Source organism: Haematobacter massiliensis, assembly GCF_000740795.1.
Classification (GTDB): Bacteria; Pseudomonadota; Alphaproteobacteria; order Rhodobacterales; family Rhodobacteraceae; genus Haematobacter; species Haematobacter massiliensis.
Genome location: NZ_JGYG01000006.1, coordinates 55,766 through 81,001, shown reverse-complemented (window position 1 = coordinate 81,001; position 25,236 = coordinate 55,766). Strand labels below are relative to the sequence as shown.

At 66.3% G+C, this 25,236-nt stretch carries 20 protein-coding genes; 11 read left to right on the top strand and 9 right to left on the bottom strand.

Features of this window, described 5'->3' with window-relative positions; genetic code table 11:
• Positions 1 to 8: 8 nt before the first annotated feature.
• The 6 genes from CN97_RS10060 to CN97_RS10035 form a co-directional block, all read right to left on the bottom strand.
• Positions 9 to 1,676, bottom strand: a complete 1,668-nt coding sequence (locus CN97_RS10060) for a long-chain-fatty-acid--CoA ligase (RefSeq protein WP_035710717.1) — start codon at positions 1,674 to 1,676, stop codon at positions 9 to 11.
• Positions 1,669 to 3,237: a class I adenylate-forming enzyme family protein gene (locus CN97_RS10055; RefSeq protein ID WP_211253675.1), complete on the bottom strand. Its 1,569-nt coding sequence runs from the start codon at positions 3,235 to 3,237 to the stop codon at positions 1,669 to 1,671. The genes CN97_RS10060 and CN97_RS10055 overlap by 8 nt, the downstream gene beginning before the upstream one ends.
• Before the next feature lie 196 nt (positions 3,238 to 3,433).
• On the bottom strand, positions 3,434 to 3,853 hold the full coding sequence (locus CN97_RS10050) for a PaaI family thioesterase (RefSeq protein WP_035710714.1): 420 nt from the start codon (positions 3,851 to 3,853) through the stop codon (positions 3,434 to 3,436).
• A 12-nt stretch (positions 3,854 to 3,865) separates the two neighbouring features.
• Positions 3,866 to 4,531, bottom strand: coding sequence for a histidine phosphatase family protein (locus CN97_RS10045; protein WP_035710712.1), 666 nt, complete (start codon positions 4,529 to 4,531; stop codon positions 3,866 to 3,868).
• Between the two features lies 1 nt (position 4,532).
• Complete coding sequence (locus tag CN97_RS10040) at positions 4,533 to 5,537, bottom strand: NAD(P)H-dependent flavin oxidoreductase (RefSeq protein WP_248700085.1); 1,005 nt, start codon at positions 5,535 to 5,537, stop codon at positions 4,533 to 4,535.
• Entirely contained in the window at positions 5,534 to 6,004 is a 471-nt protein-coding gene (locus CN97_RS10035; protein ID WP_035710710.1) for a MaoC family dehydratase, read from the bottom strand. The genes CN97_RS10040 and CN97_RS10035 overlap by 4 nt, the downstream gene beginning before the upstream one ends.
• Positions 6,005 to 6,305: 301 nt before the next feature.
• Here CN97_RS10035 and CN97_RS10030 point away from each other — a divergent pair, with 301 nt between their 5' ends.
• Positions 6,306 to 7,892, top strand: a complete 1,587-nt coding sequence (locus tag CN97_RS10030; protein ID WP_211253674.1) for an ABC transporter substrate-binding protein — start codon at positions 6,306 to 6,308, stop codon at positions 7,890 to 7,892.
• Between the two features lie 276 nt (positions 7,893 to 8,168).
• Here CN97_RS10030 and CN97_RS10025 read toward each other — a convergent pair whose 3' ends face one another.
• The 3 genes from CN97_RS10025 to CN97_RS10015 all read right to left on the bottom strand — a co-directional run bounded on the left by CN97_RS10025 (position 8,169) and on the right by CN97_RS10015 (position 11,618).
• Positions 8,169 to 8,705 (bottom strand): hypothetical protein, encoded by a 537-nt coding sequence (locus tag CN97_RS10025; protein ID WP_035710707.1) that lies wholly within the window; start codon positions 8,703 to 8,705, stop codon positions 8,169 to 8,171.
• 86 nt (positions 8,706 to 8,791) lie between these two features.
• Entirely contained in the window at positions 8,792 to 9,853 is a 1,062-nt protein-coding gene (locus tag CN97_RS10020) for a pyridoxal phosphate-dependent aminotransferase (protein WP_035710703.1), read from the bottom strand.
• Between the two features lie 592 nt (positions 9,854 to 10,445).
• Positions 10,446 to 11,618: a BaiN/RdsA family NAD(P)/FAD-dependent oxidoreductase gene (locus CN97_RS10015; protein WP_035710701.1), complete on the bottom strand. Its 1,173-nt coding sequence runs from the start codon at positions 11,616 to 11,618 to the stop codon at positions 10,446 to 10,448.
• A gap of 217 nt (positions 11,619 to 11,835) precedes the next feature.
• Between CN97_RS10015 and CN97_RS19870 the strand changes: the two genes are divergently transcribed.
• The 10 genes from CN97_RS19870 to CN97_RS09965 all read left to right on the top strand — a co-directional run bounded on the left by CN97_RS19870 (position 11,836) and on the right by CN97_RS09965 (position 24,800).
• The gene (locus tag CN97_RS19870) at positions 11,836 to 12,879 is read left to right on the top strand and encodes a glycerophosphodiester phosphodiesterase family protein (RefSeq protein WP_051911123.1); all 1,044 of its coding nucleotides are present in this window, start codon (positions 11,836 to 11,838) and stop codon (positions 12,877 to 12,879) included.
• Positions 12,880 to 13,012: 133 nt separating this feature from the next.
• Complete coding sequence (locus CN97_RS10005) at positions 13,013 to 13,870, top strand: bestrophin family protein (protein ID WP_035710699.1); 858 nt, start codon at positions 13,013 to 13,015, stop codon at positions 13,868 to 13,870.
• A gap of 256 nt (positions 13,871 to 14,126) precedes the next feature.
• Positions 14,127 to 14,600 carry an RrF2 family transcriptional regulator gene (locus CN97_RS10000; RefSeq protein WP_035710697.1) on the top strand — a complete coding sequence of 158 codons (474 nt, stop codon included), beginning with the start codon at positions 14,127 to 14,129 and terminating at the stop codon, positions 14,598 to 14,600.
• A 19-nt stretch (positions 14,601 to 14,619) separates the two neighbouring features.
• Positions 14,620 to 15,981, top strand: coding sequence for an FAD/NAD(P)-binding protein (locus tag CN97_RS09995; RefSeq protein ID WP_051911122.1), 1,362 nt, complete (start codon positions 14,620 to 14,622; stop codon positions 15,979 to 15,981).
• A 152-nt stretch (positions 15,982 to 16,133) separates the two neighbouring features.
• Positions 16,134 to 18,218, top strand: a complete 2,085-nt coding sequence (locus CN97_RS09990) for a hydantoinase/oxoprolinase family protein (RefSeq protein WP_035710694.1) — start codon at positions 16,134 to 16,136, stop codon at positions 18,216 to 18,218.
• Between the two features lie 94 nt (positions 18,219 to 18,312).
• On the top strand, positions 18,313 to 19,998 hold the full coding sequence (locus CN97_RS09985; protein ID WP_088217187.1) for a hydantoinase B/oxoprolinase family protein: 1,686 nt from the start codon (positions 18,313 to 18,315) through the stop codon (positions 19,996 to 19,998).
• 307 nt (positions 19,999 to 20,305) lie between these two features.
• Positions 20,306 to 21,121, top strand: coding sequence for an NAD-dependent epimerase/dehydratase family protein (locus CN97_RS09980; protein WP_035710692.1), 816 nt, complete (start codon positions 20,306 to 20,308; stop codon positions 21,119 to 21,121).
• A gap of 309 nt (positions 21,122 to 21,430) precedes the next feature.
• On the top strand, positions 21,431 to 22,642 hold the full coding sequence (locus CN97_RS09975; protein WP_035710689.1) for an NAD(P)/FAD-dependent oxidoreductase: 1,212 nt from the start codon (positions 21,431 to 21,433) through the stop codon (positions 22,640 to 22,642).
• A gap of 73 nt (positions 22,643 to 22,715) precedes the next feature.
• Positions 22,716 to 23,633 (top strand): LysR substrate-binding domain-containing protein, encoded by a 918-nt coding sequence (locus CN97_RS09970; protein WP_035710688.1) that lies wholly within the window; start codon positions 22,716 to 22,718, stop codon positions 23,631 to 23,633.
• A gap of 60 nt (positions 23,634 to 23,693) precedes the next feature.
• Positions 23,694 to 24,800 (top strand): bifunctional transcriptional activator/DNA repair enzyme AdaA, encoded by a 1,107-nt coding sequence (locus CN97_RS09965; RefSeq protein WP_084684088.1) that lies wholly within the window; start codon positions 23,694 to 23,696, stop codon positions 24,798 to 24,800.
• Positions 24,801 to 25,236: the final 436 nt, after the last annotated feature.

Sequence of the window (25,236 nt, the reverse complement as noted above, 5' to 3'; positions counted from 1 at the left end):
CCGCCCCCTCATTCGGCGGCGGAGAGCTGCCCGAAGTCGCGCGCCGCGCGCTCCTGCAACTCCAGCCACTGGACCTTGCCGCTGCCGGAGCGGGGCAGCGTCTCCACGTAGACGACGCGGCGCGGTACCTTGTAGGCGGCCATCTGCTCCCGGCACCAAGCGATCAGCTCGGCCTCCGGCAGTTCGTCCTTGGCCACGACATAGGCCAGCACCGACTCCCCCCGCCGCGGATCAGGATAGCCCACGATGCAGGCCTCCACGATACCGGGATGGGCGTGCATCAGCGCCTCCACCTCTGTCGGCCACACCTTGAATCCGGAGGCATTGACCATCCGTTTCACCCGGTCGACGATGTAGAAATAGCCGTCCCGGTCATAACGCGCGATATCCCCGGTGCGCAGGAACCGCTTGCCGTCCCGCTCCAGAAAGGCGGCGCGAGTCGCCTCCTCATTGTTCCAGTAGCCATGGAACACCTGCGGCGCGCTGACGATGATCTCCCCGGGCTCCTCCGGGCCGAGTTCCCGGTCCGTATCGGGGTCGATGATCCGCGCATCGACGTCGAATACAGGAATGCCAAGACATTGCGGACGGGGCGCGTCATGCGGATTGATGATGACACCCGCCATCGTCTCCGTCATGCCGTAGCCTTCGAGATAATCGAGCCCCGTCAACCCTTTCAGACGCTGAGCGATGGCCGCTGGCATGGCCGCGCCGCCTCCTCCCGGCGTTTGGAGGCTTGCCAGATCTTCGGCCCGGACGCCGGGATCGCTCACCAGATCGACGATCATGGTGGAGATGCTGCGCCAGCGTGCGATACGGTAGCGACGGATCAATTCCACCGCCACGCGCCGGTCCCATCGGGACATCAGCACGATGGTCTCCCCCGCATAGAGCGGCCCGTTCATCGAGTTCTGCATCCCCGTGACATGGAACAGCGGCAGGACGGAAAGCGTCGCACCCCCCTCCCCCAGCGGGTTCCATACCACACTGCCGACGAGCGTCGTCTGCAGTGTGGTATGGCTGTGCATGCAGCCCTTCTGCCGGCCCGTCGTGCCAGAGGTGTAGGGGATCGCGGCGAGATCATTTCCGCCCGTGGTGACGGGGCCGGGGGTCAGGCCCGCCGCCTCCATCGCGCGCCAGCCGGTGATGCCCGCCGGGAAATCCTCCCGCTCGCCTTCCTGAAGTCCCGGCGGCAGCGGGATGTCGCAGGCCGGATCGGCCATGTCGGCATAAGCCGTGGCCAGCACATCCACCAGCGACGTTCCAATGAGCGGCGCGATGTAGTCCAGAAGCTCCTGCCCCACGATGGCCACGCGCGCGCCGCTGTCGGTAACGACATGCTCGATCTCGCGTAGCCGGTTCATCGGGTTCACCGGCACGACGACCGCATTCGCCCGCAGGATGGCATAGAAGGCGATGATGAATTGCGGGCTGTTCTGCATGTAGAGAACGACCCTGTCGCCCCGTCGCACACCCGCTTGCTCCTGAAGCCAGCCCGCGAGCTGCAAGACCCGCTCCTGAAGCCCGGCATAGGTGATCTCCGCACCGTGATAGATGAGCGCGACCGCCTCCGGCACCCGCTCCGCCGACAGGCGCAGGTTCTCTGCCACGTTGTGCAGGGGGGCGTCGAGGCGGTCGGGGACACCCGCAGGCCAGGGGCGGGCGGGATCAGACATCGGCGGCCTCCTTGCGCGACGCATCGGGGCGGGCCGAAAGCTCGGGCCAGCGGTCCCGCAGCTCCCGCTTCAATACCTTGCCGATCACGCTGCGGGGCAGTTCCGGCAGGACGGCGATCCCCACAAGCCGCTGGAACCGCCCGATGCGGGCGTTAGTCCAGTCCCGGACCGCCTCCGCCTGCGCACCGGGAGCGAGCACGACGCAGGCCACCGGTGTTTCCCCCCATTCAGGGCTGGGCACACCGATCACGGCGCAGTCCGTCACATCGGGATGGGTGGAAAGGACCGCTTCGATATCCGCGGCGAAGATGTTGAAGCCGCCGGAGATGATCATGTCCTTCCGCCGGTCGAGCAGCGTCAGGAAGCCGTCCTCGTCCAGCCGCCCCATGTCACCGGAGCGGATATAGGGCACACCCTCCGGGCTGATCCAGGTCAGATCGCGCGTGGCTTCCGGCGCGTTGCGATAGCCACGCATCATCGTGGTAGACCGGCCCACGACCTCTCCTGTCTCGCCCTGAGGCAGCGGGCGGCCGGCCTCGTCCAGGATCAGGACTTCCGCCCCCGCTCCCGGCCTGCCGACGGTGTGAAGCTTGTCGGGCCAGGCGGAGCAGTCGAGCACCGCGCTCACCCCCCCTTCCGTCATGCCGTAGATATTTATCATCCGGCCCGGCCAGCGGGCCAGCACCTGCTTCACCACCGCCGGGTTCAACGGCGCGCTGGTCGACAGCTTCGCCTGATAGGAGGACAGGTCAAACTGGTCGAAATCGGGGTGTTCGATAACCCGCCGGATCTGAACCGGGACCATCATGCTGTGGGTAACGCGATGCGTCTCTGCAAGCGCTAGGAACCCCCGCGCGTCGAACTTGCGCATCAGGATTACCCGACCCCCCATCGCCAGCACCGGGATCAGTGTCGCGAGCGTGGTGTTGGAATAGAGGGGCGTCGAGAAGAGAACCGTCGAATCCTCACTCAACCCGAAGCGGCGGAACCGGTCCACCTGATTGTCCCGGAACCGGACGTCGTGCTCGATCCCCTTGGGCGCGCCCGTGGTGCCAGAGCTGTAGATGATGTCGAACAGGGTATCCGCCCCGATGCGCCGGGCTGACAGGGGCGCTAGGTGCTGCGCCTCCGCGACGAAACGCTCCAGATCATGAGCGCCCGGCGTCTCCGGCGCGGCGGCGTCGGCAAAGACCTGCGCGGCACCCGCATTCTCCCGCATCCGGGCCAGCGCCTCGGGATGGCCGGAGGTCGGCAGCGGCGCGACACAGACGCCAAGCGCCGCAGCACCCAGATAAAGCGCCAGATGGTCAGCGGTCAGCCCACCCACCGTGGCGATCACGTCGCCTTCGGCCAGACCGAGGGCAGCCAGCGCCGCCGCCACCCTATCCATGCGGTCCACCAGTGCGGCTGCCGTGATCTCCAGCGGTCCGTCGATCAGGGCGATATGTTCAGGCCGACGACTGGCTGCGGTGCGGATCCGGTGCGGAATGTCCAGCACCTCCTCCTCCACCGGGACGGGCCAGAGGCGCATCTCCGCGCCATTCATTTCGGCCACCCGCATGCCATCTGCCCTCCGGCCATGCCGGACATCGCGGCTATCTCAGCCATTCTCTCCCCCCTCGTGGTGCAGTGCAGCGCGGGTTTCTCCTCCCTCGCGCCGCGCCGGTTATCCTGCGGCAGCAAAGTTTCTAAGGGCCATGCCGCGCCCTATGCTGCAGGCGATTGGCATGAACCTGCGGTCGCTGCCGCAGGTCTCGTCACTTCCCCGCGCCGGTGTAGCGGAAGGCGCCGCTGCCGGTCGCTACGATCGTCCCCTCGGCATCGGTGATCCGCCCTTCTGCGAAGAAGGTCTTCTGACCGCCGCCGACACGCCAGCCTTCCGCGACGATTACCGTGCCGGCCGGCCGCGAGAGGAAGTTGGTGGTCAGCGACAGGGTCATCGCCTTGCGCCGGTTCTCGGCATCGCCGGTATAGCTGCCACTGTAGCCCATCACCGTGTCCAGCAGGGCCGCATAGACGCCGCCATGCGGAATGCCGTAGCGGTTTTGAAGATGTTCCCCCAGCGGAAGCTCGAACCGGGCGCGATCGGCACCCCAATCGAGCATGCGGAAGCCCAGAAGCTTCTGAAACGGATAGGGATCTTCGGTCAGCAAGGTGCCGGACACGGGTTGATCCATGGATTGTCTCCTTCAGGCATAGGTCAGCAGCCGGTCGTCCTCTTCCGTCCGCAGATGTGGCACTTCGTTGAACGCATGCAGGAACAGCCCCCGCCCGCTGCCGACAAGACGCGATACCGCACAGTTCTTCATCTGAAGCTGGAGCAGGATCATCTGCGCGGGGGGCGCGCCCAGCACCTCCACCAGCATTCGGCTGATCGCGCCCCCCGAGCTGACCGCAAGGACATCGCCCCCCGCCGCACGCATCGACGCAAGCGCGTCGGACACGCGGGCGGAGAAATCGCGCCAGCTTTCGGGCGGGGCCTCTACCTCATCCCGCTGCCAGGCCAGCACCGTCTCCCGCAGGGTGCGGAAGTAGAGACGCTTGTCGCGCCGCACATCCTCGGGCAGCGCGCAGCCGAACCGGCAGGCAAGCAGCGCACCCCCGTCAAACTCGTTCAGGCCCTCGTGAACGGTGGCGGCATCAGGATCCAGCCCGAGCGCGGGGGCCAGCCCTTCCAGGGTCTCCCGGTGGCGGCGCATGCTTCCGAGGAACACCCGGGCTGGGCGCGCCCTGCCCCGCAAGGCAAGACTCTCGCCCAACAGGCGGGCCTGCTCATGGCCAAGCGGCGAGAGACGGTCGTAATCCGCCGCCCCAAACGACGCCTGCCCATGCCGGACGAGGGTGATCTCCACCATCTCAGCCCGGCACGCGTTCGTCGAGCGCCACGACACCCTCCACGGCGTGCCGGTATTCACGCTCCAGCCGCGCGACCAGATCGGCGGCAGGCACCACGCCCTTCACCGCGCCGATCCCCTGACCCGCACCCCAGATCTCCTTCCAGGCCTTGGGCTTGGAGGCACCATCCTTGAAGTTCATCGTGCTCACGTCGCCCTGCGGCAGCGCGTCCGGGTCGAGGCCCGCGCGGCGGATCGACGCCTTGAGGTAGTTGCCCGAGACGCCCGTGAAAAGCGAGGAGGTGACGATGTCCTCCGCCCCGGAACCCACGATCATGTCCTTGTATTCCGCAGGGGCCTGCGCTTCTTGGGTCGCGATGAACGCGGAACCCATGTAGCCCAGATCAGCGCCCATCACCTGTGCCGCCAGCAGCGCCTGCCCCGTAGCCAAGCTTCCCGACAGCAGCAGCGGGCCAGAGAACCAGGACCGGATTTCCTGCACCAGCGCAAAGGGGGACTGCATCCCGGCATGGCCGCCCGCACCGGCAGCAACCGCGATCAGCCCGTCCGCGCCCTTCTCGATCGCCTTGCGGGCGAAGGTGTTGTTGATGACATCGTGCAACACGATCGCGCCCGAGTCATGCGCCGCCGCATTCACCTCGGGTCGTGCGCCGAGCGAGGTGATCCAGATCGGCACCTTCCACCGGGCACAGATCTCCACGTCCCGGTCCAACCGTGCGTTGGAGCGGTGAACGATCTGATTCACTGCGAAGGGGGCGGCGGGACGATCGGGGTTGGCCTGGTTGTGGCGGTCCAGTTCCTCCGTGATGCGGCGGAGCCACGCCTCCAGAAGCGGCGGCTCGCCGGCCCCTTCGCGCGCATTGAGCGCAGGAAAGCTGCCAACGATCCCCGCCTTGCACTGGGCGATGACCAGATCCGGGCCGGAGAGAATGAACATGGGCGACGCGACGAGCGGCAGGCGAAGCCTGCGGAACGGGGCGGGGAGATCCTTGAGTGTCCGCATCATGCGGCCTCCTTTCCAACATAGCGCAGTCCGAGCCAGTCAGCGAGGAGCGCGGGCCGGTCGGCCCCCTCAATTTCCACAGTCACCCCCCAGACGGCAAGGAGAGCGTCGGGTGACCTCCAGTCAGCCCGCGTCAGCCGGAACCGACCCCGAATGCGCGCGCCGACCGGAACAGGCGCCACGAAGCGGACCCGGTCGAAGCCGTAGTTCACGCTGGAGCGCACATTGGTGAGCTTCGGCAACGCACTTTTCGCAAGGGCGGGCAGGAGCGCGAGCGTGAGCAACCCATGGGCGACCGTTGTCCCATACGGCCCTTCGGCGGCGGCGCGGCCGGGATCGACGTGGATGAACTGGTGATCGTCCGTCACCTTGGCGAAGGCGTCGATCAATGGCTGGTCGATGACCACCCAGTCGGACAGCCCGATCTCCTCTCCCACGCGCTCCGCAAGCTCCGCCGGCGACATCTCCATCCACCTGCCTCCCCGTTTCCTGACAAATGTAAGGCGACCGTAGATCCAAATCCTGCGGCAGACAACGCCGATAATTCTCTCGAACCCGTTTTACCGGATCGCCTTATTCCTTTGGTGTTTCGCAGAGTGGAACCATGCCCTCCCTGAAATCCTGACGCTTGTAAGGAATCCGTTGACATGCAGGCTGTCGGATGCTGTCGTGACGGTGGAGACCCTTCGGAGGAGAAGGGATTTCGCAGATCAAACGGTGCTTTTGCCGCTTGGCGGCAGATCGCGGCCGGACATGACAGGGAGGAACAGGGTGAATTTTGGTGAGCACAGATCCGCTTCGCGCGGGCTTTTTCCCGCCCTCAGCCGCAGGAAGCTGCTGATCGGCATGACGTCGGCGGGCGCCGTGGCAAGCCTCGGCCTGCCGATTCGCGCCTTTGCGGGGGCGACGGGCCGGCTGCGGATCGCGGGGATCGCCAACCCATCCAGCCTTGACCCGGCGACGAGCGGCTCTGGCTCCGACCACGTCTATCTGTTCAATTTCTACGACACTCTGGTGGAATGGGACCCCGATACGCTCGCTCCGCGCCCCGGCCTTGCGAAAAGCTATGCTTTCAGCGATCCGCAGACGCTGGTGCTGGACCTTCGGGATGGTGTCACCTTCCATGACGGCACGCCGATGGATGCCGAAGCGGTCAAGTTCAACCTCGACCGGATGCGCAGCTCGCCGCTGTCCAACCACAAGGCCGAGATGTCCACCATCGACACCGTGGAGGTCACCGGCCCGCTGCAGGTGACGCTGCGCCTCAAGGTGCCGGACAGCGCGATGCCGCTCATCCTCGCGGACCGGCCCGGCATGGTCGCGTCGCCCACCGCGCTGAAGGCCAGCGAACAGGGCCGGATCGACCGCAATCCGGTCGGCACCGGCGCCTGGAAATACGTGACCTGGACCGATGCGGAGCGGCTGATCGGCGAAGCCAACCCCGCCTACTGGCGGCAGGATCGCCCCGGCGCGGCGGAGATCGAGTTCTTCATCATCCCGGACGCGGCGACGCGGCTTCGCGCGGTGCAGTCCGGGCAAGTGGACATCGCCTATCTGGTCTCCGAGCGTTTCATACCGGTGGTGGAGCGCAACCCGAAACTCACGGCCATCACGCGGCCCACGGCCTACATCTATCAACTCTACCTCAACGGATCCAAGGGTCCGCTGGCGGATGTGCGTGTGCGGCAGGCGATCAATCATGCGATCGACCGCAACTCCTTCATTCAGGCCGTGCAACAGGGGCTGGGAGAGGCCGCGGCGATGAACCTCCCGAAATCCCACTGGGCCTATGCGCCGGAAGCCGAGGAATACACCCGCTACGATCCCGATCTTGCCCGGCGCCTGCTGGCGGAGGCGGGCCATGCCGACGGGTTGCAGCTCGACTTCCGCAGCTATCCCGATCAGGCGGCGGTGCAGCGTCAGGAGGTGATCCTCAACCAGCTTTCCAAGGTGGGGATCCGGGGGCGTTTCCTCAATGCGCCGATTGCAGAGGCCGACAGCCGCGTCTTTGGCAGTGGCGAAGGGGATGTCTATCTCTCCGCCTGGACAGGACGCGCGGACCCGACCGTGACCTATGTCACGCTCTATGACGAGAAATCCTATTATAACCCGGGCCGGGTCGCGCCATTGCCCGGTTTCAACGAAGCCATCGCCGAAAGTCGCGCCACCGACGATCAGGCGGCCCGCGCGACTGCACTTGCCAAGGTACAAAAGCTCGTCATGCAGAACGCGCTCACCGCGCCGATCTCCTTCCGCTATGAGACGGATGCAGCGACGAAGCAGGTCGCGAACTTCGCGCCGAACCTGCTGGGCAAGCCGAAGTTTCAGGACGTGACCCTATCGGGTAGCGGCGGCTGAAAACCCCATCGGCCCTCAATGAGCCAGCGGCCCCCCGCGACAGGGGGCCGGACTTTTACCGCCGATCGGGCCTGAAACCCTGTCTCCACAACCGGATACTCCGGTCGAAAGCTCAGCGCGGGTTCCACGCCTCGCGCGGCTTCGGGCGAACCAGCCGCGCCGGATCGGCAAAAGCACCATCTGACGCAGATCCATAGGGCGCCCCAAAAGAAACTCCCGTGCCGGGTGGCACGGGAGTCCCTTCGGGCATCAACGCGGAGCGTCGTTCGTCCGAGTTCAGGCCACAGGCGGCGGCGTCTGGCTCGTCGGGGCGGGGGCGGCGGTGCTGGACAGGGCGGATTTCAGCCGCTCGATTGTCGCGGTTTCTTCCGGGCTGACCTTTACCCCGCCGAAGCCAAGAAAGCCGCCTTCCTTCGAGGCCTCAGCCACGCTCTGCGCGATGTCGATAAGCCAGCTGTTGAAGCCGGGCGCGGCATCCGGAGCCTTCTCCGCAATGATGCCCGACAGCCGGCTGATCTCCCCGATCAGGCTGTCCGCGATGCCTTTCGGATCCTTCCCCTTCACCTGTTCCTTGAGGATGGCTGTCACGGCGGAACGTCCTTCGGGGGCGGAAAAACTTTCCACAGCCGCAGAGATCAACGGATTATCCTTCGAATCTCGCGCCTTGTTGAGCGCTTTCGCCATCGCCGCGCTCTCCTTGATGGCCCCGAAGAGGCCACTGGGATCCGCAGCGGTCACCGCCATGCCAGCAAACATGGGCATTGCAGCTATGCGGTCCCGATCAGCGGGATCAAAGGCATCGAGTCCAGTCATGGGTTTTCTCCCTTTCGCATCGGAATCATGCGAAGAACTATGTAGCACGGCATTCGCATTCGTCCTTGTTTCGATCTCTCCGCCTTTCAGCGGGACAGAAGCCCGGAGGTCGCGGAGAGAAGCAGGTCGCATTCCTCCGCCGTGCCGATAGAAATGCGAAGCCAATCGGCGATCCGGTCCTGACCGAAGCGGCGGACAAGAATGCCTTGCGCGCGCAGTGCCGCCAGCGCGGCCTCTCCAGCCAGATCCGGATGGCGGGCAAAGACGAAATTCGCCCGCGAGGGCAGCACCTCGAAGCCTTGCGCCCTCAATCCCACGATCATCCGCTCCCGGTCGGCCATCAGACGGGTGCGGGTCTGGTCGAACCAGTCACGGTCGCGCCACGCGGCCTCTGCCCCGGCAAGGGCGAGCCTGTCCAGGGGATACGAATTGAAGCTGTCCCGGATCCGCCGCAACGCCTCTATCAGCGGTTGCTGGCCAAGCGCGAAACCGACCCTGAGCCCAGCGAGGCTCCGCGACTTGGAGAATGTCTGGACCACCAGAAGATTGTCATGCTCCCCGATCAGGCACGTCGCGGTTTCCGCACCGAAATCGACATAGGCTTCATCGACCAGAACGACCACATCAGGGTTCCGCCGCAGAATATCCGCCAGCACATCAAGCCCCACCGCGATCCCTGTGGGCGCATTCGGATTTGCGATGACAATGCCTCCGCAAGGACCGTGATACTGTCCCCCGCCAAGACAGAAATCCGAATCCAGAGGCAGCCGCCGGAACGGCAGGTCATAAAGGCTGCAGTAAGTGGGGTAGAAGCTGTAGGTCACATCGGGAAACAGCACCGGCCCCTTGTCGCGAAAGAAGGCATTGAAGGCATGGGCCAGCACTTCGTCCGAGCCGTTGCCGAGAAAGACCTGATCGGGCGCAAGGCCCAGCGGTTCCGCGATTGCCGTCGCAAGCGCGAAACCTGTGGGATCGGGATAGAGCCGCAGGCCATCATCCGTCACCGCCCTTATCGCCTCCAGCGCCAGAGGCGAGGGACCATAAGGGTTCTCGTTGGTGTTCAGCTTCACCACCCGCTCCCCCTTCGGCTGCTCGCCGGGGACATAGGGGACGAGATGCTGGACGAAGGGGCTCCACAACCTGCTCACGGCTATCCTTTCCGCTTGATCCGGCGGGAGCCTATCGCCCGCGCGGCGCGCAGGCCACAGGGAATGGCCAGACGGCCCCTGTGACGCGCGGGCCGGACAGGCGGGGATAAGGTCGTCGGTCATGACCCGCGCGCAGGCCGCCGGCCTCCGCTCCATGTGCTTGTCCGGATCGGCTTTCGGGCCTTCGTCCACGCGGGCCGGGACGCACCCGAGTATCGCACCCCTCGAGACATTCGGCCGCGCAGGGCGGTACGCGTCACCTATGACCTGCGCCGGTCTTTCGACAGCGTCCGAGGGACATCTCCTGTCAAGGCTCCGGCCATGCAAGCGGAGATACGTACTTTCGGCATAGGCCACCGCGTCGGCTGCCGAAACCAAGCTTTCAGCCGCCTGTTGAAAACCACCCGCCCGCGCGCCCAATCCGAAAGGCGGTATCCGGCACGGAAGCCATTGCCGCATGGGATCACTCGCCTGCCGTCCCGGGCGGGTCCGTCCCGGATGGTGGTTCTGAAGCGTCGAAGGCCCCGCCATCGCGACCGTTACACGCCGCCCGTTGCGCGTCGAACAAGCGGCACGATCCGGTGCCCCGCGCCTATGCAGCCGCCGCCCAGCCGGACGACCATGCCCATTGGAAGTTGTAGCCGCCGAGCCAGCCCGTCACATCCACTACCTCGCCGATGAAATGCAGGCCCGGGACGGCCTTTGCCTGCATCGTCCGGGCATCCAGCGCGTCGGTGTCCACGCCACCCAGCGTCACCTCCGCAGTGCGGTAGCCTTCCGTTCCGGCGGGGCGCAGCGGATAGTCATGCACCAGCGCGGCCAGCCGGTCGAGCGCCGCATTCGGCTGTTCGGCAAGGTTGCCCGACAGGCCGCTGATCGCCTCCACATGCCGCGCGAGCTTCTCCGGCATCACCCGCGACAGGGCGGTGCGCAGCGCGATACGACCGGCAGTGGCGCGCGCCTCCCGCAGCAGCGCACCGGCATCCTGACCGCGGGCCAGATCGAGCCGGATCTCCTCTCCCTCCCGCCAGTAGGAGCTGATCTGGAGGATCGCGGGGCCGGAGAGGCCGCGATGCGTGAACAGGATCGCTTCGTCGAACGCGGTGCGCCCGTGGCGCGCGCTGCCCTGAACGGCAGTACCGGCGAGCGGGGCCAGGCGCTCCAGATCCGGGGGCGAAAGCGTGAACGGCACAAGACCGGGCCGCGTCTCCACCAGAGGGAGGCCAAAGCTCTCCGCGATGCGGTAGCCGATGCCGGTCGCGCCCATCTTCGGGATGGACTTGCCACCCGTCGCCACAACGACCTTGCCTGCCGTCAGCACCCCGCGAGAGGTGGCCACCGCAAAGTCCTGCCCGCGCCGTGTGACCCCGTCAACCGCCGTCTCAAGCCAAAGATCACCGCCCGCCTGTTGCAGATCCTGAAGCAACGCGGCCACGAGATCCTTGGCCGAACCGTCGCAGAACAGCTGCCCGAGCGTCTTTTCGTGCCACGGGATGCCCCAGCTCGCCATGCGGTCGATGAAATCCCACTGGGTATAGCGCTTGAGGGCCGACAGTGCGAAGCGCGGGTTCCTTGACAGGAACTTCTCCGGGGCGATGCCGAGATTGGTGAAATTGCACCGCCCGCCGCCGGAAATGCGGATCTTCTCTCCCGCTCGCCGGGCATGGTCGATCAGGAGCACCCGTCGCCCGCGCCGTGCCTCCTCGATCGCCGAGAACAGTCCCGCCGCGCCCGCACCAAGTATGATTGTGTCCTGTGTGGCCATCCTCCGCCTCTATCCCCGGCGGCGGCGGCTGGCAATCGCGCTGCCGCTTTCTTCCCCGGCGGACATGGCGTGCCGATGACCACGGACGCACAACCACCGCGGATTGTCCCAGAACCGTCATCATCCGTAAACCATTTCGTTTCAAACGGTTGTGATCTTGCCGGCGTTGACTGTCGCGGTGGAAACGCCGCGGCGCGCACAACTCCAGAGGTACAAGATGAAACTTTCCCATGCCTTACTTGGCGTGACTTTCGCGTTCGTGCTGCCGCTCTCCACTGAGGCCGCGACCTTCGGCGCCCGGTTCGACACACTGACCGGCGCCGCACCCGCGGTGATCGCCCACCGGGGCGCTCCCGCCTATCTTTCTGAGAATACGCTGGCGGGGACGGAGCTTTCCGTACGCCAGGGCGCCGGCTGGATCGAGAACGACGTGCAGCCCACGAAGGACGGCGTCCTCGTCGTCATGCACGACAGCACGCTGGAGCGGACCACCAATGTGGAGTCGCTCTTTGCCCCCCGGAACGGCGGCTATAAGGTCGCTGACTTCACGATGGAAGAAATCCGCACGCTGACGGTCGATTCCCAGAGCCAGGACTATCCCGGTTTCACCCCGACGACCGAAAACCCCTTCCGTGTGCCGACTTTCGCCGAACAGCTCGACGCGCTGACCGCGTACAATACTGCCTACGGCACGGATGTCGGCATCGTGGCGGAGCTGAAATACGGCTATGATCCGGTGTCGAACCAGAAGGCCATCGACACGCTGATCGCCCATGGTTACGACACGCCGGACAAGGCGATCCTCCAATCCTTCAGCCATGAGAATGTCCACGACGTCGCGGGCAAGCTTGAGGAAATGGGCCTGACGCTGCCGGTCTCCCAGCTTGGCGGCGCGGCACTGGGGCTGGACGGGCAGTTCTACATCGACGGCAAGATCACGCTCGCGGGCCTCGCGACCTATGCCGATGCGCTGTCGCTGACCTCGGGCAGCATCACGGAGGAATTGATCGACGCCGCCCATGACCTGGGCCTGCCGGTCTATGCCTGGACGTTCCGCCCTGCCGATCTGAACGCAGCCTTCGCCCAGATGGCGCAGTTCATCGAATGGGGTATCGACGGGATCATCACCGACAATCCCGACTATGCCGTCGCCGTGGTGGCCAGTTATGAGGTCGCGCCCGTACCGCTGCCGGCCGCCCTGCCGCTGGCACTGGCCGGGCTGGGCGCACTCGGCCTGGTGGCGCGCCGCAAGCGGGCCTGACGCTAAACGGGCCTGACGCTGAAGCCGCCTTGCGGTTCCCGAGGCGGCGCAGGACACTAGGCAGCCCCGGCGGCGAGTCGCCCCGGGGCCGTTCCCATGCCGCCCGCCCTGCGGCCCGAAAACCGATGGCCCGATGATCGTCCGAGACAGACCCAGCGCGCTCCGCCTGTTCTTCGTGATGAAAGGTTCCATCGTCCAGCGTATCTGGCCGCAGCTTCTCAGCGTGGCACTGCTCTCCGCCTTCATCGTCGCCGCGCACCGATGGCTGCCGGGTTGGGTGCCGGGAATGAACCCCGCCCCCTTCGCACTGATCGGGATTGCGCTGTCCATCTTTCTCGGCTTTCGCAACGGGGCGAGCTATGATCGCTGGTGGGAGGCGCGCAAGCTCTGGGGTCAGATCATCCAGTCGGCGCGCGACATCGCCCGCCAGACCGCGATCCTGAGTGATACCGCGCCCGAGACGCGGCGGGATCTTCTGTATGCAGTCATGAGCTTCGCCCATGCCGGCGCGCGCAGCCTGCGAGGCGAAATGCCCGAACCCACGGCCGACACGCTGCTGAAACGCGCAACGCTCATCGTGGCACGATCCCTGCGGGCGGGAGCACTGGAGCCGGTGGAGTCGCTCGCGCTCAACGAAAGCCTCGTCCGGTTGTCGCAGGGCATGGTCGGCTGCGAGCGGCTGGCCAATACGCCGCTGCCCTTCGCCTATGCGCTGCTCCTTCATCGGACGGCCTATATCTTCTGCTTCCTGCTGCCCTTCGGCTTTGCCGACAGTCTGGGCTGGGCCACGCCGCTGGCGGTGGCGCTCATGGCCTATACGTTCTTCGGGCTGGACGCGCTGGCGGATGAGCTGGAGGAACCGTTCGGACTGATGCCCAACGACCTGCCCATCGCCTCCTATGCCACGGGGATAGAGATCACGCTTCGCCGGGAACTGGGAGAGACGGACCTGCCCCCCATCCCCCGCCCCGATGACTACGTGCTCACCTGAGGGGTAAGCGGCACCGGGGGCGGCAGAGGATTTTCACTGGCGGAAGTCAGGGAAAGAGAACGCCATCGCTGCGGGGCGCGAAACCTTGGAATTCGCACGAGGCGCCAGCTGCGTTAGACTCCGCGCGATCCGCAGCCTTGGGAGCATGGCATGACCCGTTCGCCGCAGCGTCCGTTTCCGTCTCGCCTTCGGCGCGGCCTCCGTATAGAAATGCTATGGACGAACGCGGCGGAATACCGCCTTTTCAGGGGCTGCCATGCTGACGATGAAGGGCAAATACGGGCTCAAGGCGCTCATCAACCTTGCGGGGCGGCCCAGCGGGGAACTCGCGCAGTCCGTGGAGATCGCCGAGGCCGAGGGGGTCTCCAAGAAGTTCCTGGACACCATCCTGGGCGAGTTGCGCAACGCAGGCTTCGTCGCCACGCGCAAGGGGCGGAACGGCGGCTACATGCTGGCGCGCCCCCCGGAACAGCTGATGGCCGGGCATGTGCTGCGCGTCCTGGAAGGCCCGCTCTCCCCCATCCCCTGCGCGAGCCGGACGGCCTATGTGCGCTGCAACGACTGCCCGGACGAGACACGCTGCGCCGTGCGGCTGACGATGCTCGAGGTGCGGGAGGCGATCGTCAGTGTGCTCGACAGCAAATCCATCGCGGATCTGCGGGCCATGGGAGAGCTTCCGCTTCATGCGGAGGACGAGGACGACACCATTCTCCGAGCCGCGCGGGGCTGACACGCGGCGGGAGCACGGCATGACCGAGCCGCACCATATCCTCATCATCGGCGGCGGGGCGAGCGGGACCATCCTTGCCGCGCATCTGCTGCGCAACGGGCCGCCCGGCCTGCGACTCACGCTGGTCGAGCGGCGGGAACGGCTGGGGCGGGGCATCGCCTATGACACGCCGCATGCCGCCCATCTGCTGAATACCCGCGTCGGGGCGATGAGCGCCTTCGCAGACCGGCCAGACCATTTCCACGACTGGCTGGCCGCGCAGGGGACACCTGGCGACAGGGACGCCTTCGTGCCCCGCCATCTCTACGCCGCCTATCTGGAAAGCCTCGTCTCCTCCGCGGCCCGGCTGCGACGGGAACAGGAGGAATGCATATCGCTGACCCACGGGAGCAATGGACGCATCGCCGCCCATCTGGCCGACGGCCGGATGATCCTCGCCGACAGGGCGGTGCTGGCGACCGGACATCCCCTCCTCCAGGCGGGCACGGACATGCTCGAACGCGCGGAGTTCGACCCCTGGCACGCCCCGCTTCCCGAAAGTCCAGAGGCGCGAGTGCTGATCGTCGGCACCGGGCTGACGATGGTGGACCGGGTCATGCGTCTGCTGGAGGCGGGTCATCGGGGGGAGATCGTGATCCTTTCCCGCCGCGGACTGCTTCCACGCGTCAACGGTCCGAGCAGACCCATCGAGCTGGACAGGGCGGACCTGCCGCTTGGCGCCGGGGCGGGCTACGCGCTCCGCTGGCTGCGGAAGCAGGTGCGCTGGCATGAAGGGCGCGGCGGTGACTGGCGTGACATCGTGGATGGCGCGCGCGGTCATCTTGCCCTCTGGTGGCAGAGCGTACCGCCCGAAACCCGCGGCCGCTTCCTGCGCCACGCCCGCCGCTTCTGGGAAATCCACCGCCATCGCATTCCCGCGCCCGTGGCCGCACGGCTGGATACCGCGCGCCTTGCCGGGCAGGTGCGGCTGGTAACCGGCACCCTCCTCTCCGCCGCCGAGCGGGAGGGCAGGCACAGCGTGACGCTGCGCCATCGCGGGGGCGAACTGGAAACGGTGGAGGTGACGCAGATCACCGACGGGCGCGGCCTGCTGCGCGACCCGGAGGACCATGCGACACCGCTCGTCCGGTCGCTCGTGGACGGCGGTATGGCGCGGATAGATGCGCTCCGCATCGGGCTGGAGGTGACGGCCGAGGGACAGGTTCTCCCGCGCCCGGGCACGCCCGCCGCGCCGCTCCATGCCATCGGCCCCGCCGCGCGGGCGGCAAGCTGGGAGGGGCTGGCCATCGTCGATATTCGCGCTCAGGCCGCCTTGCTGGTGTCCCGGCTGATCTCGGGCGATGCAACGACTGTAGAGGCACGCCGCCGCCCCTGCGGCTGACTCATACGCTGACTCATACTCGGAGCGGCTGCGCTGGGGAGACAAGTATTTCTTGTCACCATTCAGCGTTTCTTGCTTGTGTGACGCAAGTCGCGGGCGCAACCTGACGGGCAAAACGGCGCTCTGCGCCGATGCCGCCTTCAGGAGACAGCATGACCCGAACGCCCGTCCGTCTTGGCGCCGATATCGGCGGCACCTTCACCGACATCGCGCTGGAACGTGACGGACGCATCTTCTCCACCAAGGTTCTGACCAACTATACCGCGCCGGAACAGGCCATTCTGGATGGGATAGCCGTCGTTCTCGCCGATGCCGGCCTGTCGCCTGCCGATCTGGATCTGGTGATCCACGGCACCACGCTTGCCACAAATGCGCTGATCGAACGGCGGGGCGCGAAAACCGCGCTTGTCACGACGGAAGGCTTCCGCGACGTGATCGAGATGCGGACGGAGAGCCGCTTCGACCAGTATGACCTCAACATCCGCTTGCCGGAGCCGCTTATCCCGCGAGAGCACCGCTTTCCGGTGCGCGGACGCATAGCGGTGGACGGCTCCGAACTTCAACCGCTGGACGAACCGGCGCTGGAGGCACTGGCGGAACGGCTGGCGGCAGACGGGTTCGGCGCCGTCGCAGTGGGGTTCATCCATTCCTACATGAACCCTGCGCATGAACGCCGCGCCCGGGAGATCCTGTCGGCCCGGCTCGACGTGCCGATCTCGCTTTCCAGCGAAGTATCCCCACAGATGCGGGAATACGAACGGTTCAACACGGTCGCCGCCAATGCCTATGTCCGCCCGCAGATGGCCAGCTACCTCGCCCGGCTTCAGGTCCGCCTGCGGGAAATGGGCGCGAATTGCCCCGTCTTCATGATCCACTCGGGCGGCGGCCTGATCTCGGTCGAGACGGCAGCGGAGTTCCCGGTGCGGCTGGTGGAATCCGGCCCCGCGGGGGGCGCCATCTTTGCTGCAGACATCGCTCGCCGTTTCGGGCTGGAAAAGGTCGTCAGCTACGACATGGGCGGCACCACGGCGAAGATCTGCCTGATCGAAGGCTTCCAGCCCAAGACCGCGCGCACGTTCGAGGTCGCCCGCACCACCCGCTTTGCCAAGGGCTCGGGCATGCCGATCTCCATCCCGGTGATCGAGATGATCGAGATAGGGGCGGGCGGCGGATCGCTGGCCTGGGTGGATGCGATGGGCCGCATCCAGACCGGGCCGGAAAGCGCAGGCTCCGAACCCGGGCCCGCCTGTTACGGCCGGGGGGGCGAGCGTCCCGCCATCACCGATGCGGATGTGCTGCTGGGTAAGATCGACCCCGACAATTTCGCGGGCGGTGCCATCGTGCTGGACGCTGGTGCCTCCCGCAGCGCCGTGGAGCGGGAGGTGGCCGCACGGCTGAACCTCACGCCGCTCGACGCGGCCTTCGGCATCGCCGAGGTGGTGGATGAGAACATGGCCAACGCCGCCCGCGTTCACGCGGTGGAGAACGGAAAGGTCATCGGCGAGAACGTGATGATCGCTTTCGGCGGCGCGGCGCCCCTGCATGCGGCCCGGCTGTGCGAGAAGCTGGGGGTGGACCGCTGCCTGATCCCGGAGGGGGCGGGCGTCGGCTCCGCCATCGGCTTCCTGCGTGCGCCCTTCGGATATGAGGCGCTGGCCTCCAAGCTGACGCGGCTGTCGGATTTCGATGTGGCGGCGGTGAACGCGATGCTCGCGGAGCTGAAGGAGACAGCGGAGCATTTCGTACGGGAGGGGGCGACGGGGCCGATCCGGCGCGAGATCACCGCCTTCATGCGCTATGCCGGACAGGGTTGGGAGATCCCGGTTCCGCTCGCCGACCGGCCCTTCGCACAAGGCGATGCCGAGGCACTGCGCGAGGCGTTCCGCGCGGCTTACGCCCGCTTCTTCGGGCGCGCCATCGACGGGCTGGGCGGGCTGGAGGTGGAGATCGTCACCTGGTCCGTCCGGGTGGAGGACGAACGTCCCCTGCCCGAGACGCGGACGATCCGCACAGGAACGGAGACCGCGAGCGGCCCGACGCGCGAGGTATTCGACCCGGCCGCCGGGCGGCATCTGCCGACGACCATCGTGGATCGCGGGTCTATGACCCCAGGCGCGTATGTTGCCGGCCCCGCGATCATCGTGGAGCGGGAGACATCGACGGTCGTGACCTACCCCTTCGATGTCACCATGCAGGACGACCGCTCCCTCCTCCTCACCCGTAAGGACGCGGCATGAAGCCTGCCGTCCTCCCGCTCGCGGCTGCGTCTTTCCCGGCCGCCTCGCTTTTCGCCCCATACGCCGCAGCGCAGGAGACGATCCGATGAACGAGATGACGGGCGTTGACGAAATCCGCATGCAGGTGATGTGGAACCGGCTGATCTCCGTTGTGGAGGAACAGGCGCTGACGCTGATCCGCACCGCGTTCTCCACATCGGTGCGGGAGGCGGGAGACCTCTCGGCGGGGGTGTTCGACCCGGAAGGGCGGATGCTGGCACAGGCCGTCACCGGTACGCCCGGCCACGTGAACACCATGGCGGAGGCGGTGCTGAACTTCCTCGCGGAAATCCCGCGGGAGGAGATGTATGAGGGCGATACCTATGTGACCAATGATCCCTGGCTGGGCACGGGGCACCTTCACGACATCACCATGGTTTCACCGTCGTTTCTGGATGGTCGGCTGGTCGGGTTCTTTGCCTGCACGGCCCATGTCGTCGATGTCGGCGGGCGCGGCTTCGGCGCGGACGGGAAATCCGTCTATGAAGAAGGCATCCAGATCCCGATCATGAAATTCGCTGAGCGCGGAGAGGTCAACCGCGACCTGATCCGCCTGCTGCGCGCCAATGTGCGGGAGCCAAATCAGGTCGTGGGGGATTTCTATTCGCTCTCCGCCTGCAATGAGGTGGGCCACCGCCGGCTGGTGGCCATGATGCGCGAGGTGGGGATCGACACGCTGGACCGGCTGGGCGAGTTCATCTTTTCCCGGACCCATGCCGCTACGCTGGAGCGGATCCGCGCGCTGCCCAAGGGCTCCTGGTCCAACGTGCTGGTCACGGACGGCTACAACGATCCGGTGAAGCTGGCCTGCGAGGTGACGATCGGCGACAACCGGGTGCATGTGGATTTCGCCGGCACCGATCCTGTCAGCCGCTGGGGCATCAACGTGCCGGTGATCTATACCAAGGCCTATGCCTGCTACGCACTCAAATGCGTGGTGGCCCCCGATATTCCCAACAATTCCGCCTCGCTCGCGCTCTTCACCGTGGCGGCGCCTGCAGGTTCCATCCTGAACGCCGAACGGCCCGCACCGGTGAGCCTGCGACACGTCATGGGTCATATGGTGCCTGACCTAGTGCTCGGCGCGGTGGCGCAGGCGCTTCCCGGGCAGGTGCAAGCGGAAGGGGCCGGGTCGCTGTGGAACATCCATCTGTCGGTGAAGCCGGTGGCCGGACAGGCGGGACGACGGGCGGAAGTGCTGATGTTCAACTCGGGCGGCGGCGGCGCGCGGCCCGCCATTGACGGGCTGTCGGCCACCGCCTTCCCCTCTGGCGTGATGACCATGCCGATCGAGGCGACGGAGCAGACCGGCCCGATCGTCATCTGGCGGAAGGAGCTCCGCCCGGATTCGGGTGGCGAGGGCGCGCAGCGCGGCGGGCTGGGCCAGATCATCGAGATCGCGCCGGCAGCGGGCCATGAGATCGACTTCTCTGCCATGTTCGACCGGGTCCACCATGCGCCGAAGGGGCGTGAGGGCGGGCAGGATGGTGCAAAGGGCGCGGTGGAGCTGGATGACGGCACGGTGATGCGGCCGAAGGGCTGGCAACATGTTCCCGCGGGCCGACGGCTCATCCTGAAGGCTCCGGGCGGTGGCGGGTTCGGCGATCCGGCCGACAGGCGTGCGGAGGATCGTGCGAACGACCGCCGGAAAGGCTATGTGACGGAGACCGGCGCGACCGGGGATACGACCGGGGATACGGGGGAGGCCACCGCAGCGGGGCGTGGGGAGACCGACACTTGAATTACCCTGTGGATCACGATGCCGCCCCGCCGGATACGCTCCTGCGCATCAATGACGGGCATTGCCGCCAGGGACTTCCGCGCGGAGCATTCCGTGGTGCCGCCGATGGGAAGGGCACCCGCCCCGAGGCGGCAGGCTCGTCTGCGACAGCAGATCACCGCGGCAGCCCGTCCAGCAAGCAGTGCCCCGAACGCGCCGGGCCCACACGGACGGCCCATGCCTGCCCGCCCGGAGGCCGCCGAACAGCAGTCTCTGGCGCCGGCGCGCGCCTCGGCATACCATCGCCAGAAACCAGATCGGAGGCCGCATGACCACCCCCCGCTATGACACGATCCTCATCACCGGCGCGGCCGGGATGCTGGGCACGGAACTGCGCAAGGGTCTGGCACCCTTCGCCCGCAAGCTGCGGCTGAACGACCGGGTGGAGATCGCCGATCTTCAGCCGAACGAAGAAGCCGTGATCTGCGATCTGGGCGACATGGCCGCGGTGAGCGGGATGGTCGAGGGCGTCGATGCCATCGTGCATTTCGGCGGCGCCTCCCGCGAGCGCCCCTGGGACGACGTGCTGAACTCCACTATCGCCGGCAGCTACAACATCTATGAGAGCGCGCGGCAGCATGGTGTGAAGCGGATCGTCTTCGCCTCCTCCGTCCATGCCATCGGATTCCACAAGCTGGAAAGCCATATCGACGCGACGACACCTCCGCGGCCCGACACGCTCTACGGCCTGTCGAAATGTTTCGTGGAAGACCTGTCGCGGCTCTACTGGGACAAATGGGGGATCGAGACGCTGTGCCTGCGCATCTTCTCCTCCTTCCCGGAGCCGGAAGACCACCGTCACCTGTGGTCCTGGCTCTCCTTCAGGGACTGTGTGCAGTATGTCACCCGCGGGCTGATGGCGCCGCGCGTCGGCCATACCATCGCCTTCGGCATGTCGGACAACCGCTTGAAAGTTGTGGACGATTCCAAGGCTGGCCACATCGGCTACCAGCCGCAGGACAATACGGAGGCGTTCCGCGCCAAGGTGGAAGGATCGGTCCCCTGGCCCGACCCGCACGCGCCCGAAGTCAAGCGCTACGGCGGCGTCTATGTGACCTTCCCGCATCCGGACGACCCGGCGTGACGGGGCTCGGCGCCTGTTCCGTCACGGGCGGGCGCAGCGGGCATCCGCATCTGGGACGAGCCTGGCCATACCACGGGTTCCGCCACCGGCGCACCACGAGCTACCACCCATGACGGGGGTTTCCGGGCCTGATCGCCGTCCCGCCTGACACGACGGAACAGGCAAGGATCGGTGGCAGGCGCGAACGGCGACCTGCCGTCAACACGGGGCCGACCCGGACCGGGTCCGCTGCTCTGAGACAACCTCCCGCCCGGCGAACGGCCCGGGCGGTTTCCCCCGGGCGGCCCGCCCTGATGATGAGACGAAGCGATGCGCGACCAATATGACGTGGTGATCGTGGGAGGGGCGGTAATCGGCTCCGCCTGTGCCTATTTCCTTGCCGCCAACCCCGATTTCAACGGTAGCATCCTGGTGGTGGAGCGGGATTCCACCTATCGCACCGCCTCTACTTCCCTTTCCGCCGCGGGCATCCGGCAGCAGTATTCCAATCCGATCAATGTGGAGATCGGCAAGTTCGGCGTGGAATTCATCAAGCGCTTCCCCGAGATCATGGGCGTGCCCGGGGATGAACGGCCCGACCTCAACTTCCATGAGGCGGGATATCTCTACCTCGCCAATACGCAGGGCATGGCCGATTATCTTCACGAAGCCCATGCCGTGCAGGCCGCCTGCGGCGCCGATACCGTGCTCTGGAACCGGGAGGAGTTGTCGCGCGCCTTCCCGCATCTGCACACGGACGACCTCCTCCTCGCCTCCTACGGGCGGACGGGCGAGGGATGGTTCTCCAACACCGGGCTGATGTGGGGCTTCCGCAAGAAGGCGGCGGCGCTCGGTGCGGAATACACAACCGATGAGGTGGTGGCCATCGAGCGCCAAGGGGGACAGGTCGCCTCCGTCACGCTGAAATCGGGCCGGGTCATCGGCGCGGGGATCGTCGTCAACGCCTCCGGTGCGCGGTCGAAGCGTACGGCGGAGATGGCGGGCCTCACCGTGCCGGTGGAGCCGCGCAAGCGTACACTCTTCGTTTTTTCCTGCGAGAGAAGCCCGGAAGGCACGGCAACGGTCGCGGGCGGGCGGCTTCCGCTGATGATCGACACGACCGGCATCTTCTGTCGGCCGGAGGGGCGCTACTTCCTGGCGGGAGCGCCGCCCGTAAACGACGTGGCGGTGGATTACGACGATTTCGAGCCGATCTATTCGGAATTCGAGGACATCATCTGGCCTGCGTTGGCCGAGCGCTCCCCGAACTTCGAGGCGATCCGCGTGGTGAACCAATGGGCGGGGCATTACGACTTCAACGTGTTCGATCACAACCTGATCGTGGGGCCGGCGCCCGAATTGCCGAACTTCTACTTCGCCACCGGCTTCTCAGGCCACGGGCTGCAACAGGGACCGGCAGCGGGCCGGGGGATTTCCGAGCTCATCACCTATGGCGGGTTCCGCACGCTCGACCTCAGCGACGCCGGTTTCGACAGGATCGCGGCGGGGCGGCCGTTTCTCGAAAAGGCGGTGATCTCCTGACCGCGGGGAGATCGGCGCCGCGGGGGCATCGAGCCCCCTCGCCCCCGGCTGCCGCGCGCGGGCGAGAGAGACGGTGACAGATCGAAACTCCCTGCCCCCGTTGAACTCCCTTCGCGCCTTCGACGCGGTGATGCGTGCGCGCAGCTTTCGCGGCGCGGCGGACGAGCTGCGCGTCAGCCCTCAGGCGGTGAGCCAGCAGGTGAGGCTTTTGGAAAGCGTGCTCGGCCTGCCGCTTTTCGAGCGGCGCGGGCGCGCTGCGGAGCCGACGGAAGCGGCATTGCTGCTGGGCCACTACGTCGCTTCAGGCTTCGAGGAGATGGCCGAAGGGATCCGCCGCGTGACATCCCCCCGACGCGCGCGCATCACCCTGAACGCCAGCCCCTATTTCGCCACCCGCTACCTGCTGCCACGGCTTGCCAGCTTTCGCGAGATCGCGCCCGCTGCGGATATTCGCCTCACCACCATGGTCGAACTGCCGGATTTCGAGCGGGACGAGGTGGACGTCGCGGTACAATGGGGTTTCGGAAACTGGCCGGGGCATGAGAGCCACCTGCTCATCCGGGATCCAAAGGTCATCGCGGCCCGGCCTTCGGTCGCGGAGACCCTCCTTAGGCCGGACGATCTGCAACATGCGCCGCTGCTGCACACAATGGCGGCGCCGAAGATGTGGGCCAAGGTGCTCGGGCATCTGGGGGTCGATCTGTCTGCCGGAGAGGGCGGCGTGTCGTTCCAGGATGCCGAGACCATGCGCCGCGCAACACTTGCCGGGCTGGGTGTGGGGTTGCTTTCACGAGCGGATGCGCTCGATGATATCCGTGCGGGCAGGCTTGTCGCCCCCCTCGGTATCGACGCCCTCTCCGACATGGCGCCCGCCGATGTGCCCGCCTTTTCGCTCGTCCTTCCGCGCGCTCATCGCCGCCGCCCGATGATTGCGGTGCTCTGCGACTGGATCACCTCGCAGGAGTGGAGCGAGGAGCTCCCCCTGCCCTGAAAAGAATAGACGCCCGATTTCCGGCGTCACGTCTTATGCGTGTGTGGTAGATACTGGCCCATGCTGTTCAATCTTCCTGATCCCGCCACGCTGTATGACGCCCTGCTCGCGCGGGACCCGCTTTTCGACGGGCAGGCATTTGTCTGCGTCTCCTCCACCGGCATCTTCTGCCGGCTCACATGCCCCGCCCGCAAGCCGCTGGCAAAACACTGCACGTTCTATGCCACCATCGGCGAATGTATCGAGGCGGGCTACCGTCCCTGCAGACGCTGCCACCCGCTGAAGGCCGCAGCGCTGGCCGATCCGACCATCGCCGCGCTGCTTGCCGCGATGGAGGAACGGCCCGGCTTCCGCTGGACCGAAGCGGAGGTGGAACGTCTTGGCCACGACCCTTCGACCGTGCGGCGCAGTTTCCGGCGACAGTTCGGGATGACCTTCCTCGAAATGGCGCGCCAACGGCGGCTTCGCGACGGTTTTCAGTCACTCGCCGCCGGGGCGAAAGTCATTACCGCTCAGCACGAGGCGAGTTTCGACAGCCCGAGCGCTTTCCGCACTGCCTTTGCCCGGCTTATGGGCTGCGCTCCCGGTGCGCTCCGAAGCCAGGCGCTGCTGCAGGCGACATGGATCCCCACCCCGCTGGGCGACATGATCGCCGTCAGCAGCCCGACCCACCTGCATCTGCTGGAATTCATCGACCGCAAGGCGCTTCCCGCCGAATTGTCCCGCCTGCGGTCCTCCGCACCCGGAGGGATTGGCGTGGGCAGCGCCCCGCCCTCGGAACAGGCGGCGGCGGAGCTGGAGGCCTATTTCTCCGCACGCTCGGCAGAATTCACTGTTCCGCTGGCGCTTGCGGCCAGCCCCTTTACCCGTGACGTGTGGCAGGCGCTGCGTGAGATACCCGTAGGCGAAACCAGAAGTTACAGCGACATAGCGCGCCAGATCGGCCGCCCCGCAGCCACGCGGGCCGTGGCGCGTGCCAATGGCGCTAATCAAATCGCGCTGATGATCCCCTGTCACCGCGTGATCGGCGCCGACGGCTCTCTCACCGGCTACGGCGGCGGATTGTGGCGAAAGCAGCGGTTGATCGAGATCGAACGGACGCTGCATGACGGGCGGACGCGCTCCCGCCAGCACGGAGACACTTCCCTCGCGGCGGCACCCCGATGAGCTTCGCCGGTGGCGGGTTCTTGTTTCGATGACAGCCGGCGATCTGCCGGAAGTTGTCTGTTTGTATTCGGCCAATATCCGATAGGTCGAAGGATGCCCCCGCACCACGCGCTGGAGTGGCTTGGCGCAACTCCCGAACTGCTGTTCGCTGCATTGAGCTTCATTCAGGAGACGCATCTCGGGACAGAGGTCCGCACCTCACAGACCGCTCGGATATCGGAGACACTAAGGCTGCCATCGAGCTTCAGCTTGCAGAAGATAATATAGTCTTGGCAGACCAAGCTGGTGATGCCGGAGGCACGATCAAGCGGAACCTTCAGTGCGGGAGGATAGCCTCACCGCTCCAACGCTATCGCCGCATTTGAACAACGGTGTTGCCCCGCCTCAGGAGGACATCAACAAGAGCGGCCAAGTTGTAAACAACGCATACTGTACT

Coding starts and splice junctions, on each gene's coding strand:
- CN97_RS10060 (WP_035710717.1), bottom strand. CDS start 1,676: ATGTCTGATCCCGCCCGCCCCTGGCCTGCGGGTGTCCCCGACCGCCTC.
- CN97_RS10055 (WP_211253675.1), bottom strand. CDS start 3,237: ATGCGGGTGGCCGAAATGAATGGCGCGGAGATGCGCCTCTGGCCCGTC.
- CN97_RS10050 (WP_035710714.1), bottom strand. CDS start 3,853: ATGGATCAACCCGTGTCCGGCACCTTGCTGACCGAAGATCCCTATCCG.
- CN97_RS10045 (WP_035710712.1), bottom strand. CDS start 4,531: ATGGTGGAGATCACCCTCGTCCGGCATGGGCAGGCGTCGTTTGGGGCG.
- CN97_RS10040 (WP_248700085.1), bottom strand. CDS start 5,537: ATGATGCGGACACTCAAGGATCTCCCCGCCCCGTTCCGCAGGCTTCGC.
- CN97_RS10035 (WP_035710710.1), bottom strand. CDS start 6,004: ATGGAGATGTCGCCGGCGGAGCTTGCGGAGCGCGTGGGAGAGGAGATC.
- CN97_RS10025 (WP_035710707.1), bottom strand. CDS start 8,705: ATGACTGGACTCGATGCCTTTGATCCCGCTGATCGGGACCGCATAGCT.
- CN97_RS10015 (WP_035710701.1), bottom strand. CDS start 11,618: ATGGCCACACAGGACACAATCATACTTGGTGCGGGCGCGGCGGGACTG.
- CN97_RS19870 (WP_051911123.1), top strand. CDS start 11,836: ATGAAACTTTCCCATGCCTTACTTGGCGTGACTTTCGCGTTCGTGCTG.
- CN97_RS10005 (WP_035710699.1), top strand. CDS start 13,013: ATGATCGTCCGAGACAGACCCAGCGCGCTCCGCCTGTTCTTCGTGATG.
- CN97_RS10000 (WP_035710697.1), top strand. CDS start 14,127: ATGCTGACGATGAAGGGCAAATACGGGCTCAAGGCGCTCATCAACCTT.
- CN97_RS09995 (WP_051911122.1), top strand. CDS start 14,620: ATGACCGAGCCGCACCATATCCTCATCATCGGCGGCGGGGCGAGCGGG.
- CN97_RS09990 (WP_035710694.1), top strand. CDS start 16,134: ATGACCCGAACGCCCGTCCGTCTTGGCGCCGATATCGGCGGCACCTTC.
- CN97_RS09985 (WP_088217187.1), top strand. CDS start 18,313: ATGACGGGCGTTGACGAAATCCGCATGCAGGTGATGTGGAACCGGCTG.
- CN97_RS09980 (WP_035710692.1), top strand. CDS start 20,306: ATGACCACCCCCCGCTATGACACGATCCTCATCACCGGCGCGGCCGGG.
- CN97_RS09975 (WP_035710689.1), top strand. CDS start 21,431: ATGCGCGACCAATATGACGTGGTGATCGTGGGAGGGGCGGTAATCGGC.
- CN97_RS09965 (WP_084684088.1), top strand. CDS start 23,694: ATGCTGTTCAATCTTCCTGATCCCGCCACGCTGTATGACGCCCTGCTC.